We start from the raw sequence: 13,104 nt of genomic DNA, 5'->3' as shown, positions 1-13,104 counted from the left end.
AAATACTAACAACTGTTAGTATTTTGTTTTTTTTATATATATTTGCTTCCTATGGAAAATACACTTCACGAAAAAGTTTCTCAGGATATTTTACTTAAAGCGTACAATCATATGATGCTTGCTAAGGCAATGGCCGACATTTATGAGGAAAACAGAAACATCTGTAAATACGTTCATAGTACTTCAAGAGGCCACGAAGCCATCCAATTAGCAACCGCCTATCAATTAAAAAAAGAAGACTGGGTTTCTCCTTATTACAGAGATGAAAGCATTCTTCTGGGTATTGGTTTTGAACCTTATCAATTGATGCTTCAATTACTGGCTAAAGCTGATGATCCTTTTTCAGGAGGTAGATCCTATTACTCCCACCCCTCAAGCAGAGATGAAGACAAACCTAAGATTATTCACCAAAGTTCTGCAACAGGAATGCAGACTATTCCTACAACCGGTGTTGCCCAAGGAATAAAATATATCCAGGATTTTGATCTTCAACAGTTTGAAAACAATCCTGTAGTGGTATGTAGTCTTGGTGACAATTCTGTAACAGAAGGTGAGGTAAGTGAAGCATTGCAATTTGCAGCATTGCATCAACTTCCAATCATTTTTCTTGTTCAGGATAATGAATGGGGAATCTCAGTAACGAAAGAAGAAGCCAGAACATGTGATGCTTACGATTTTGTAGCTGGATTTACTGGATTAAGCAGAATGAGAGTTGACGGAACTGATTTCGTGGAAAGTTTCGAAGCCATGAAAAAGGCTGTTGACTTTGTACGAACTGAAAGAAAACCTTTGGTTGTGTGCGCAAAAACAGTACTGATCGGACACCATACTTCAGGAGTAAGAAGAGAATTCTATAGAGATGAAGAAGATTTAACAAAACATAGAGCTAAAGATCCGGGAGAAATCCTTAGAAAACAATTACTGGAAACAGGCGCAGACGAGGATCTTTTAAAACAAATTACAAAAAAGACGCGCCTTGAAGCTGAAGAAGCTTTTGAAAAAGCTAAAAATGCAGAAGACCCAAAACCTGAAACCGTAATGCAGCACGTATTTGCTCCTACTCCAATTACTGAGGAGATTGGAACCCGTGAACCTGCTAACGGAGAAAAGATTGTGATGGTAGATGCTGCCATTCATGCGATACAGGAATTGATGTGGAAACATCCTGAAGCTCTTCTTTATGGACAGGATGTGGGTGAAAGAATTGGCGGAGTTTTCCGTGAAACAGTAACTCTTGGAAAAAAGTTTGGAAGCAAGAGGGTTTTCAACACAGCCATTCAGGAAGCCTATATTATTGGTTCTACAGCCGGAATGAGTGCTGTAGGCCTGAAACCGATCGTTGAAGTTCAGTTTGCGGATTATATTTATCCTGGAATCAACCAATTAATTACAGAAATTTCAAAATCAAACTATTTAAGCGGTGGAAAATTCCCTGTAAGCAACATCATCCGTGTTCCTATCGGAGCTTATGGTGGCGGTGGACCTTACCATAGTGGAAGTGTTGAAAGTATTCTGGCTAATATTAAAGGTATCAAAATAGCATACCCAAGTAATGCTGCAGACTTTAAAGGTCTTTTAAAAGCTGCTTACTATGATCCAAACCCAGTGGTTATGCTTGAACATAAAGGATTATACTGGAGCAAAGTTCCGGGAACTGAAGATGCGAAGACCATTGAACCTGCTGAAGATTATATTTTGCCATTCGGAAAGGGAAAAATCATCATAGAAGCTAATAAAGATGAAACAGAAAAAGGAAGAACCTTATTAGTTGTAACTTATGGAATGGGGGTTTACTGGGCAAAAGAAGCGGCTAAGAGCTTTAACGGAAAAGTTGAAGTGATAGACTTAAGAACCATCATACCTTTGGATGAAGAATTGGTGTTTGAAAGAGTCAAAGTTCATGGAAAATGTATTGTTTTGACAGAAGAGCAACTTAACAACTCCTTTGCAGAAGCATTCGCACACAGAATTTCTAAGAATTGCTTTAAATATCTGGATGCTCCGGTAGAAACCATGGGAGCCTTGGATGTTCCGGCAGTTCCTATCAATCTGATACTGGAAAAAGAGATGCTTCCAAATGCGGAAAAGCTTTCCAAGAAGATCAAAGAAATATTACAATATTAAATCAATATAAAATGAGACCTCTACAATTATTTAGAGGTTTTTTTATGCTTTTTTTTCATTACTTTTATTTAATATTATCAAACTCAATTTTAGAACATTATCCCTTAAATAAAACCAAAACATGAATTTATAACAGACATTATCTGATAACCCATCCTAAAGTTTGGTATTTATTTTGCCTGCACACAAAAACACAATTTTCTTTATGATCACTACAAAATACGTCAATTATAAACAGGTTCTCAATCTATCCGGTATACATCTTATCTTAATCTCTATCTGGTGCACTCTGATTGCTGTCTTTTTCTATTTCTTTAACTGGCACTGGATGACCATCCCATGGGTTCCCGTAGCATTGATTGGTACTGCAGAAGCCTTCTTAGTAGGTTTTAAAAATAACCAAGCTTATGACCGGCTTTGGGAAGCCAGGAAAATATGGGGCGGAATTGTAAACTCTAGCCGTTCATTTGCTTCCATGGTACAGGCTTTTGATACTAAAAATGAAGAAATAGGTATTTTTGATCTTGAAGATCGTAAGAAAAAGATCATTAACCGTCATATTGCATGGCTCTATACATTTCGTGAACAACTTTTGGTACCAGCAGAATGGGAGCATATCAGTAGTGAAAATAATAAATTCGGGAATATCAATCTCAGAAGAAACAGATTGATTAAAGCAGGTTTTCCAGATTACGGAAGAGCTCCTATTTTCTTACATAAATATCTTTCAGAAGAAGAATATGAGTTGAAAAGTGAATATAAAAATTTTGCGACCTACCTGATCTCACAACAGGCTAAAGATATTAATGAGTTAAAAAACATGAATGCCATCACAGATTTCAATCAGACCCAGCTACAAAACAGTCTGAATGAGTTTTATGGTTTTCAGGGACAGGCAGAAAGAATTAAAAAATTTCCTTCGCCAAGACAGTTTGCCAGTACAGCATTTGTCTTTAATATCCTTTTCATTACCCTCCTTCCCTTAGGACTTGTGAATGAGTTTGCTAAGCTCGGAGATTGGGGAATCTGGACCTCTATTCCTTTCTGTATTATTATCGGATGGATCTATATTATTATGGAATTAGTAGGAGACTATTCAGAAAATCCTTTTGCAGGACTAATGTTTGACGTTCCCATGCTTTCCATCTGCCGAACTATTGAAATTGATCTTCTTCAAATGATGGGAGAAAGAGATCTTCCTGATCCAATTGCATCTAAAAACGGAGTCCTTGTCTAATGATGAGTAATGAATAATAACAGAAAGCTTAAGGAATAAAATCTCTTACAAAACAATTGCTGTTGTATTTTTTACTTCAGAAATCATAAATGAGCTGTGCGTGCTTGCGATGTGTTGAAGTGTCGTAAGCTTCGTCAGCATAAAATTCCGATAGTCTCCCATATCTCTTACTCCTATTTTAAGAATATAATCGTAGTCTCCACTTACATGGAAGCATTCGGTTACTTCCTGAAGATTCATCACTTCTTTTTCAAACTGCAGAACAAATTCTTTCTTATGTTGTGTTAATTTCACATGGCATAAAACGATAAACTCTCGTTTCACCTTTTTTCTGTCCAACAAAGCAACATATTTAGAAATCACACCTGCATTTTCCAACTTTTTTACCCGCTCATAAACAGCAGTAACTGATAATCCAAGCTTGCCGGAGAGCTCTTTGGTGGTTTGCTTACAATCTTCCTGCAAAAACAGTAGCAGTTTTTTATCAATATCGTCAAGTTCCATAGATAAATTTTTGGTGGAAATTTAATATTTCCGAAGATAGCAATTATATTTTCTAAATAAACAATATTTCACAGTTTTATATTCTATAAATTCAATTTTATGTTGTAATAATTAGGAAAATAGCGCAAATTAGGCTGGTAAAATAAAAACAATGCTTATGGAAAACTTTAACGCAGCCAATGAGATCCAGGATCTTCAGTATTTTGGCGAATTCGGGGGTGTAAACCCTTCTATTTCTGATAGTTCCACCTATACTTTCCTTTCTGCAAAGACTATGTTTGATACCTTTGAAGGAAATGCGGAAGGATGCTACCTATATTCCAGACATTCATCACCCATGAATCTTTATCTGGCTCAGGCTTTGGCAAAAATGGAAAATACAGAATCAGCCAACGTTACGGCATCCGGAATGGGAGCTATTACTTCCGTTTTGATGCAGATATGCAAAAGTGGAGACCATATCATTTCCAGCAGAACCATTTATGGGGGAACCTATGCCTTCCTTAAAAACTTTTTACCCCAGTTCAATGTAGCAACAACTTTCGTGGACATCAATAATTTTGAGTCTATCGAAAACGCAATCACTCCTGATACAAAAGTAATCTACTGTGAGAGCGTAAGCAATCCTTTACTTGAAGTGGCAGATCTTAGAAAACTTTCTGAAATCTGTAAAAAACATAATTTAAAACTGATTGTAGATAATACATTTTCACCGCTTTCTATCTCTCCTCAGTTATACGGAGCAGATGTTGTAATCCACAGCTTAACGAAATTCATCAACGGAAGCAGCGACACTGTTGGTGGTGTATATTGCAGCACTCAGCCATTTATTGATGATACTAAAAATGTAAACTCCGGGGCATGTATGCTGCTGGGACCTACTATGGACAGCTTAAGAGCCTCAAGCATTCTGAAAAACCTGAGAACCCTTCATATCAGAATAAAACAACACAGCCACAATGCCCTGTATCTTGCTGAAAGATTTGAGCAGGATGGTTTAAAAGTGTCCTATCCGGGATTGCCTTCTCATAAGAATCATGAACTCATGAAAAGTATGATTGATGAAGAGTACGGATTCGGAGGGCTATTAACACTGGATGCCGGAACTACAGAAAAAGCCAATGAACTAATGGAAATGATGCAGACAGAAAACCTTGGTTATCTGGCCGTGAGTTTAGGGTTCTACAAAACTCTGTTCTCCTGCTCAGGAAAATCAACTTCATCCGAAATTCCGGAAGAAGAGCGTGCTTCAATTGGTATTTCTGATGGATTGATCAGATTCTCTATCGGTTTGGACCACGACATTAAAAGAACTTATCATAAAATGAAAGAATGCATGCTGAAAGTAGAAGTTCTTAACCATGAAAACATCTCTATATCCTAAATTTTATTGTACAAAAGCAGGCTGTTTCACTTGAAACAGCCTGCTTTATTTTTTATTAGGTTTTGGTTAAAGCCAATATTTATTTTTACTGTAAACGGGCTAAAGCCAGTTTCTATTGAATATATTTTGGTATATTTCGTTTAAAACAAGAAAATAAAACATATAGAGGCCATTCCAATAGCCGGAAAAAGCATCTGCAAAATTTGCGCAATCTGGGTAAAAAAAAAAGCATTAAACCCTATAGATTATAACAAAAATTAGCATTACTTCTTATGATAGTGATTTGGAAATGCATCCTCAGGCTTCATTCTCAAAACATTCAGCAAAATCCAGGATTTCAGGAATCCATATCCGTAAGAAAACATCTGAATATAAGTAGAAATCACCGCCATTCCGGCAATACTGATATTTTTAGTCAGTAACAATGCATGAAAGAACACCAGAAAAGTATATAATCCGTAGAAAGAAAGAATAAATCCTTTTCCCATGATAAAATATTCAATAAATCCCATGATGTAACCTAACATAAATAAGGTAGGAAACGCAAAGGATATTTTCACATAATTAGGATGCCTCTGATTAAGAATGGGTCTCGCACAGCCAAACTGATACACCTGTTTCGAAAATTTTCCAAAGTCTACCCTACGTTTATGATATACTGCAATATCATCAAAAAATGCAGTTGTAAATCCGTTTTCCCAAAGGGTCATCGATAGATCCGGATCCTCTCCTATTCTCATTTCGGAAAAGCCACCTACTTTTTCAAAAACAGCCTTTTTCACACCCATATTAAAACTTCTGGGCTGAAACTTTGAAACCGCTTTCTTACTTCCCCTGATTCCTCCAGTGGTAAAAACAGAAGTCATGGAATATGAAATCGCTTTCTGCATCAGGTTGAAACCTTTGTGGGCTTTATCTGCTCCGCCAAATGCATCACAAGGAATCGTCAGGAGATCTTTTTTAATATGTTCGATATAATCTTTTTCAACAATCACATCACTGTCAACAAATACCAGCCATTCGTTGGCTGCTCTTTTTGCGCCATAGTTTCTCGTAAGCCCCGGGCCAGAATTATCTTTTCTAAAATATTTGATATCTAAAATCTCTTCAAAATTCTTAATTGTAGGTTTCAGATCGATGATTGATCCATCATCAACGATAATGATCTCAAACTCTTTATCTGTCTGCTGGGTAAGGGAGGTCAGCAGCTCAAAAAGTTCATCTTTTCGGTTGTAAATGGCAACGACAATGGAAATAGTAGGTTTCAAATTGAAAATTTTTCAAAATTACTTATTCACAGAACAACCTACAAACAGTTTAACAGCTTATTCAGAGAAATTAATGGTATATAATTCTATTTTCTTTAATACATGGAGATTACAAATGAAATTCTAAGCCAAGTTATTTGACATTTTAAACAAAATAAACATGAGGAATCCCTCCTAATTTTGCTATAGAAATTTAAAACAACAAAAAAATGGAACCAACTATCAGCTCATTGCAGCAACCTATTCAATCTGGCTTTAATGCATTTTCAACAGCTCAGGAAGTTATTCAAGGAATTGATCTTACCGGAAAAAATATTATCATTACCGGCGGTTATGCAGGCATTGGTCTTGAAACCACAAAAGCCCTTACTTCAGCCGGAGCGCATGTTATTATTCCCGCCAGAGATATTGAAAAAGCAGAGAAAAACCTTACGGGAGTTGAAAATTTTGAACTTGAGAAAATGGACCTGATGGATCCGGCATCCGTAGATTCTTTTGCAGAAAGATTTGTCGCCTCGGGCAGAAGCCTGGATCTCCTCATTAATAATGCAGGAATTATGTGGGTTCCTCTCCGCAGAGACGCCAGAGGTTTTGAATCTCAACTGGCAACAAACTATCTCGGACAGTTTCATCTTACCGCAAAACTATGGCCGGCTCTGAAAAAAGCAAATGGCGCAAGAGTTATAAGTGTTTCGTCTTATGGACATCAGATGTCTTCTTTTAATTTCGAAGACCCCAATTTTGAGAAAAGAGATTATGACACACTTTCCGGATATGGGCAATCCAAAACAGCCTGTAATTTATTTGTGGTAGAACTTGACGAGAGGGGAAAAAAATTCAATATCAGAGCTTATTCTCTTCACCCGGGTTCTGTATACGGAACTGATCTGGGTAGAGAAGAACCTCTTGAACTTTTTAAACAGCTTGGAACACATGATGAGAACGGAAATATCAAACCGGAAGTTGAAGCACGATTGAAAACCTTAGCACAAGGAGCAGCAACAACAGTCTGGTGCTCTGTAAGTCCCCAGCTCAACGAAATTGGTGGAGTGTATTGTGAAAATTGTGATATTGCAGAGATCGACAGAGGACAGATTGAGCACAGGTTTGATGAACCGGCTACCATCCGCGGAGTACAGCCTTATTCTATTGACAAAAAGAATGCAGAAGAGTTATGGAAACTGAGTGAAGAGATGTTGGGATTCCGCTTTGATGCCAAATAATTGTTTTTTAAATACATTTGTAATGAAAAACTTTTGACAATGGATTTCCAGATACAATACCTCACACCGGATATCAAGCTTTCCAGTTATGATGATAAGCTATTCAAAACGGAAACGGTTTTTGAATATCATATGCTGGTCTGGTTTATATCAGGAGAAACGAAAATTATTCAGGCCGATAAAACTTATTTGTTCAAAGCTGGAGATATTTTTCTGATCCCGAGAAATCATCTTGCCACGATTATCAACTATCCAAAAGACGGGCTTCCTCATAAAGCGGTGGTTATGCATCTTACAACAGAACGCCTGAAAGCGTTTTACAGCTCTGTTGATAATCAAAAGAAAACAGGATATCGGGAATCCAGTATTTATAGCTTTAGCAGTCATCCGCTTCTGAACAGCTGCCTGGCCTCTCTCATTCCTTATTTTGAAATACAAGGTTCATTTCCTGAAAATATAGCTCATTTAAAGATCACTGAAGCCATTAGTATTTTAAGGGAAATTGATCCTGATATAGATTCTGTACTTGCAGATTTTGACGAGCCGGGAAAAGTGGATATGATTAGTTTTATGGAAAAAAACTATATGTTCAACATGCCTTTGGAACGATTTGGATATCTGACGGGGAGAAGTTTATCAACATTTAACCGTGATTTCAGAAAGATTTTTCAAACCACTCCACAGCGATGGCTTACTCAAAAGCGTCTTGAACTGGCCTATTATCATTTATCCGAAAGAAATAAAAAGCCTTCAGATGTTTTCCTGGAAGTAGGCTTTGAAGACCTGTCCCATTTTTCACATGCTTTTAAAAAACAGTATGGCTTTGCTCCGTCACTGGCACGATAAACAAAATAGGTTGTACAAATGTATACAACCTATTTTGTTTATTTCGATTAAACTAATAATCTGTTACACTTATTTTTTCTGTGAAACATCTGAATCTTTTGTTTCTTTCTTTTGAGATATTACATTATGATTTAGAGCCTTTCTTTTAGGTTTTGAATCTGATGATTTTGATCCGGAACTAAACAGGCCGAATGCATCCAAAACTATATCAAATATATCAAGAAAATTCCAGGACATCTCTGATCGTTATTTATCTTCCAATTTATGTATTTTCTTCGTTCCTTCATACATTTCGTACTGTAAAAATCTTGTTTCCAGTTTTCCGTTGAAAAGCTTGATTTTTCTTGAAGGACGTAACCCAATCTTTTTCACCGCTTCCAGATCAGATGAAATTAACCATGCAAGGGTGTTGGGATAATTCGTTTTAAATGTGTCTCCTATTTTTTTATAGAAATCATCATCATTAATGGAAATTCTCTCATCATATGGAGGATTGAATACCATTAATAACGGGAACAATTCTTTTTTGGAATCAAAGAAGTTCTGTTTTTTAATTTCGATAACATCTTCCATTTCTGCTGCTTCTACGTTCATTCTTGCAGCATTCAGCATTCTTGCATCAATATCATAGCCAACAATTTTTCCGTCAAACTGTCTGACTCTGTTAATTCTGAATTCCTTAATTTTCGAAAACAATTCTGCATCATAATTATTCCAGTTCTGGAATCCGAATCTCTTTCTGAAAATCTGAGCCGGAAGATCCATAGCAATCATCGCCGCTTCAATCAGTAATGTTCCTGAACCACACATTGGATCAAGGAAATTTCCTTTTCCGTCCCAACCTGCCAGCTGAAGCATTCCGCTAGCCAGAACCTCATTGATAGGTGCTTCTCCCTGTTCTCTTCTGTATCCTCTTTTAAACAAAGGATCTCCTGAAGAATCCATTGAAATCATCACCAATTCTCTGTCAATATGAAGATGGAATTTGATATCCGGATTTCTCGTTTCTACATTCGGACGTCTTTTGAATTTTTCCTGGAAATAATCCACGATGGCATCCTTCATTTTTAAAGTCACAAACTGAGAATGTTTGAACGTTTCGGAGTTTACCGTCGCATCAATAGAGAAAGACTGATCAACATCCATGAAGTTTTCCCATTCAAATTTGAATAGTCTGTCATAAAACTGATGCTGGTTAAAAGCCTTAAACTCATGAATTGGCACTAAAATTTTCAATGCTGTTCTCGCAGAGTAATTGATTTTGTAAAGAAAACCAAGATCTCCTTCACAATTTACTGCTCTGTTTTTAATTTCGACATTTCTTCCGCCCAGTTTTTTGACTTCTTCTGCCAGAATTTGCTCCAATCCGAAGAATGTCTTTATCTGTATTTTAATATTTTCTGTATCCATAAGTATGAATTAAAAGATTTAAAGTTTTAAAAATTAAAAGATTAGCTATCCAACTTCTTGTCCAATTGAATTTTTCAATCTCTTAATGTTGTAAAATACTTTGCTTTTAAGACCACAAATTTAGTTATTTTTGCATTATGGAATGGTTTGAATCTTGGTTTGATACCCCTTATTATCATTTGCTTTATAGCAACAGAGACTATACTGAAGCAGAAAACTTCATTACAAAGCTCACTGCGGACCTTCAGTTGCCGCCTCAGTCGAAAATCATAGATCTTGCCTGTGGAAAGGGAAGACATTCTGTTTTCCTCAACAAATTAGGATATGATGTTTTGGGACTGGATCTTTCAAGACAAAGTATTGAATCTGATAAACAGTATGAAAATCAAACCTTGATTTTTGAAGTTCATGATATGAGAAATCCAATTGATGCAGACCCAATGGATGCTGTTTTCAATTTATTTACAAGTTTTGGGTATTTCGATAATGAAAATGATGACAAAAAGGTATTTCAATCTGTATATAATGCGTTGAAGCCCGGAGGATACTTCGTTCTGGATTATCTCAATGAGGAATATGTAAGAAATACAATGGTTCCTGAAACGGTGATTACCCGTGGTGATATTGATTTTAAAATTCTGAAAAAGATAGAGGGAAGGCATATCATCAAAGATATCCGTTTTGAAACAGAAGGTCAATCTTTTCATTTCTTTGAAAAAGTAAAACTTCACACTTTGGATGCTATTCATACCTATGCTTCAGAATGTGGTTTTGAAAGAGTAAAAATCTGGGGAGATTACCAGCTGAATCAATTCAATAAAGAAAATTCCCCACGTTGCATCAATTTATTTAAGAAAAAATAATGATAACAGTACTTTTACTGATCTTAAGTGTAATAGCCGGAGTTTTTCTGGGAAAACACTTTGGTAAAAAGGAAAAGCTGGCTAAAAATCTATTGGTATTAAGTGCAGGTTTCCTGATCACGATCTGCTTGAACGAAGTTTTTCCGGAGGTTTATACATCTTCAGTAGGCAGCAATCTGGGAATATTCGTTATTGCGGGAGTTCTTCTGCAAATGATTCTGGAAGCGCTTACCAAAGGCTTTGAGCACGGACATTTCCATCATCATGGCGAGCACAATATTCTCCCAATGGCTTTAATGGTCGGACTTTTTATTCATGCATTTATTGAAGGAATTCCATTGGCTAATGAAAAACATGAACTGTCTCCTTATCTTTTAGGAATTGTATTTCATAATCTTCCTATTTCATTTATTTTGGGAGCGTTTTTATTCAACAGAAAAAGGGAATCAAAAGGTTCATCGTCCTACCCTTCTCTATTAATCGTAGCTCTTTTTGCACTGGCTTCCCCTATGGGAATGTTATTGGGAAATTATTTCAATCCAAACCTTCAGCCTTATTTTCTGGCTATTGTAGGTGGAATTTTCCTTCACATTTCATCAGTGATTATTTTCGAAAGCAATAAGAACCACAATATTGACTGGGTTAAAATAGGACTCGTAGTATTAGGCGTTTCCCTTGCTCTGATTATGCATCTCTTCCATCATCATTAAAACTTATTTTTAAACATAAAAAAGCTCTGAATTTTAAAATTCAGAGCTTTTATTTTATGGCCATTTATTACAGAATGTTTAGAATTTCCAACCTACTGTAACAAAGAAATTATTTCTAATGTTTTTAACTTCTGAAACTACTGAAGCAGAAGATGCAACATCGAAGTCTCCGGAATAATATCCTGTTCCTGCACCAGCATCACCATATAAAAACGGATTCTTATAGTTAGAGGTAATATTTTGATATGCAGCATCTACATAAAACTGCCCGAAATCATACCCAATACCTGCTCCTATTGTATTTCTTGAACCTAAGATCATATCACTATAGTTGGTATTTCCAATAGTTCCAGCATTGTTGTATGCATTAATTGAAAAGGCATCGAAAGGACTTGAAGCATAAGAATAACCTCCTCTTAGTCTGAAGTTTTGAATTCTATATTCTGCACCTACTTTTACTTCCGATACATTTTTGTAAAGGTCATTGAAAAATGAGTTCAAATCTGTTTCTGCTCCACCCTTTACTGTATATTTGGGTTTAGTAAGTCCTAAAGTATAGTCTACATTCAATGCAAAGTTTTTATTAGGAACAAAAGCAGCACTCACCGTAGCTTTCATAGGAGATCTAAATGATCTGTCTTCACCATAGTTTTGATAATAAATGTTATTATTATCATCTTTATTCGCATAATATTCAGTAAAGGCTCTGTCAATATTCCACCAAGTCGGAGTTTCTAAAGACACCCCTAATCTCACTTGATTGCTAACCTTCCCAATGACCCCAACACTTGCAGAGAAACCGTTTGAACGTTCAGAATAAGGAGTAAACTGCTTTTTATAACTGTCTACAGAATTATCTAAATCCAAACCAAATGCAGCATGCTCACTTTGATCAATACTGGCATAGTGGAAATTTAATCCTGCACCTATATAAAAACGATTTTCATAGTTGGCTCCAACACCAATATTCATTTTAGACTGATCACCCAATCTATCATAATTATGACCTAAATAAGACATTTTCCCAATAACATTATTTCCATTGGAATCTACAAGATTTTTAGGAATTATTACATTAGGGTTTCCCGGAGATTCCACATAATTTTCAATAGATTGATTGGAATAATTCACCCCAATATTGATGAATTTCCAACCAGTCTTCGACATCAATGGAATAGCAATTACTCCTCCTGCATTTCCTATATCGGTTTTATTAACTGTATACTTTACTGAAGAGCCTGCTAATGAACTTGTATTTTTGTTACTGTTAATAGACAACGTCCCTGAAGCATCTCCTGAAATAGCAACCCCTAAACCTGCAGGGTTTGTTAATAATGAACTTGCATCCCCACCTAATGCTCCATTTGCTCCTGCCATTGCATTAAACTTGGAAGAACCAACATTAGGGGAGTTTGAGTAAATCTCAGCAGAGTTTTTAATCACTGATATATCCTGAGCCTGCGCAAAAAAAGCAGCAGAGATGCTCATTAATACTAAAGATTTTTTTAACATTATTTTTTTAATAGTTTTATATG

11 protein-coding genes are annotated in these 13,104 nt (G+C 36.1%); 7 read left to right on the top strand and 4 right to left on the bottom strand.

Going from position 1 to position 13,104, the window contains the following annotated elements; all coding sequences use genetic code 11:
- Positions 1-51: 51 nt before the first annotated feature.
- On the top strand, positions 52-2,124 hold the full coding sequence (locus CHSO_RS08280) for a thiamine pyrophosphate-dependent enzyme (protein WP_045494801.1): 2,073 nt from the start codon (positions 52-54) through the stop codon (positions 2,122-2,124).
- A gap of 205 nt (positions 2,125-2,329) precedes the next feature.
- On the top strand, positions 2,330-3,361 hold the full coding sequence (locus CHSO_RS08275) for a bestrophin family protein (RefSeq protein WP_045494798.1): 1,032 nt from the start codon (positions 2,330-2,332) through the stop codon (positions 3,359-3,361).
- A 45-nt stretch (positions 3,362-3,406) separates the two neighbouring features.
- Here the strand turns inward: CHSO_RS08275 and CHSO_RS08270 are convergent, their stop codons facing one another.
- Complete coding sequence (locus tag CHSO_RS08270; protein WP_045494795.1) at positions 3,407-3,865, bottom strand: Lrp/AsnC family transcriptional regulator; 459 nt, start codon at positions 3,863-3,865, stop codon at positions 3,407-3,409.
- Positions 3,866-4,022: 157 nt separating this feature from the next.
- Here CHSO_RS08270 and CHSO_RS08265 point away from each other — a divergent pair, with 157 nt between their 5' ends.
- On the top strand, positions 4,023-5,249 hold the full coding sequence (locus tag CHSO_RS08265) for an aminotransferase class I/II-fold pyridoxal phosphate-dependent enzyme (RefSeq protein ID WP_045502159.1): 1,227 nt from the start codon (positions 4,023-4,025) through the stop codon (positions 5,247-5,249).
- Positions 5,250-5,512: 263 nt separating this feature from the next.
- Here CHSO_RS08265 and CHSO_RS08260 read toward each other — a convergent pair whose 3' ends face one another.
- On the bottom strand, positions 5,513-6,517 hold the full coding sequence (locus tag CHSO_RS08260) for a glycosyltransferase (RefSeq protein ID WP_045494792.1): 1,005 nt from the start codon (positions 6,515-6,517) through the stop codon (positions 5,513-5,515).
- Between the two features lie 209 nt (positions 6,518-6,726).
- Here CHSO_RS08260 and CHSO_RS08255 point away from each other — a divergent pair, with 209 nt between their 5' ends.
- Both CHSO_RS08255 and CHSO_RS08250 read left to right on the top strand, forming a co-directional pair.
- Entirely contained in the window at positions 6,727-7,740 is a 1,014-nt protein-coding gene (locus tag CHSO_RS08255) for an SDR family NAD(P)-dependent oxidoreductase (protein WP_045494789.1), read from the top strand.
- Positions 7,741-7,779: 39 nt separating this feature from the next.
- Positions 7,780-8,586: a helix-turn-helix domain-containing protein gene (locus CHSO_RS08250; protein ID WP_045494786.1), complete on the top strand. Its 807-nt coding sequence runs from the start codon at positions 7,780-7,782 to the stop codon at positions 8,584-8,586.
- 246 nt (positions 8,587-8,832) lie between these two features.
- On the opposite strand, the gene CHSO_RS08245 is transcribed toward CHSO_RS08250, so the two are convergent.
- Positions 8,833-9,996, bottom strand: coding sequence for a class I SAM-dependent RNA methyltransferase (locus CHSO_RS08245; protein WP_045494782.1), 1,164 nt, complete (start codon positions 9,994-9,996; stop codon positions 8,833-8,835).
- A 137-nt stretch (positions 9,997-10,133) separates the two neighbouring features.
- Between CHSO_RS08245 and CHSO_RS08240 the strand changes: the two genes are divergently transcribed.
- Complete coding sequence (locus tag CHSO_RS08240; protein ID WP_045494779.1) at positions 10,134-10,859, top strand: class I SAM-dependent DNA methyltransferase; 726 nt, start codon at positions 10,134-10,136, stop codon at positions 10,857-10,859.
- Between the two features lie 2 nt (positions 10,860-10,861).
- On the top strand, positions 10,862-11,569 hold the full coding sequence (locus tag CHSO_RS08235) for a ZIP family metal transporter (protein ID WP_045502156.1): 708 nt from the start codon (positions 10,862-10,864) through the stop codon (positions 11,567-11,569).
- A gap of 78 nt (positions 11,570-11,647) precedes the next feature.
- Here the strand turns inward: CHSO_RS08235 and CHSO_RS08230 are convergent, their stop codons facing one another.
- Entirely contained in the window at positions 11,648-13,081 is a 1,434-nt protein-coding gene (locus CHSO_RS08230) for an OmpP1/FadL family transporter (RefSeq protein ID WP_045494776.1), read from the bottom strand.
- Positions 13,082-13,104: the final 23 nt, after the last annotated feature.

The sequence above is a fragment of the Chryseobacterium sp. StRB126 genome (assembly GCF_000829375.1).
Taxonomy (GTDB): domain Bacteria; phylum Bacteroidota; class Bacteroidia; order Flavobacteriales; family Weeksellaceae; genus Chryseobacterium.
Note: the sequence above shows the minus strand (reverse complement) of the source record. Positions and strands in the feature narration are given on the sequence as shown.

What these genes read in the sequence shown, in the direction of transcription:
- CHSO_RS08250 (WP_045494786.1), top strand. Translation starts at nt 7,780, where the DNA reads ATGGATTTCCAGATACAATACCTCACACCGGATATCAAGCTTTCCAGT.
- CHSO_RS08270 (WP_045494795.1), bottom strand. Translation starts at nt 3,865, where the DNA reads ATGGAACTTGACGATATTGATAAAAAACTGCTACTGTTTTTGCAGGAA.
- CHSO_RS08265 (WP_045502159.1), top strand. Translation starts at nt 4,023, where the DNA reads ATGGAAAACTTTAACGCAGCCAATGAGATCCAGGATCTTCAGTATTTT.
- CHSO_RS08280 (WP_045494801.1), top strand. Translation starts at nt 52, where the DNA reads ATGGAAAATACACTTCACGAAAAAGTTTCTCAGGATATTTTACTTAAA.
- CHSO_RS08245 (WP_045494782.1), bottom strand. Translation starts at nt 9,996, where the DNA reads ATGGATACAGAAAATATTAAAATACAGATAAAGACATTCTTCGGATTG.
- CHSO_RS08275 (WP_045494798.1), top strand. Translation starts at nt 2,330, where the DNA reads ATGATCACTACAAAATACGTCAATTATAAACAGGTTCTCAATCTATCC.
- CHSO_RS08255 (WP_045494789.1), top strand. Translation starts at nt 6,727, where the DNA reads ATGGAACCAACTATCAGCTCATTGCAGCAACCTATTCAATCTGGCTTT.
- CHSO_RS08240 (WP_045494779.1), top strand. Translation starts at nt 10,134, where the DNA reads ATGGAATGGTTTGAATCTTGGTTTGATACCCCTTATTATCATTTGCTT.
- CHSO_RS08230 (WP_045494776.1), bottom strand. Translation starts at nt 13,081, where the DNA reads ATGTTAAAAAAATCTTTAGTATTAATGAGCATCTCTGCTGCTTTTTTT.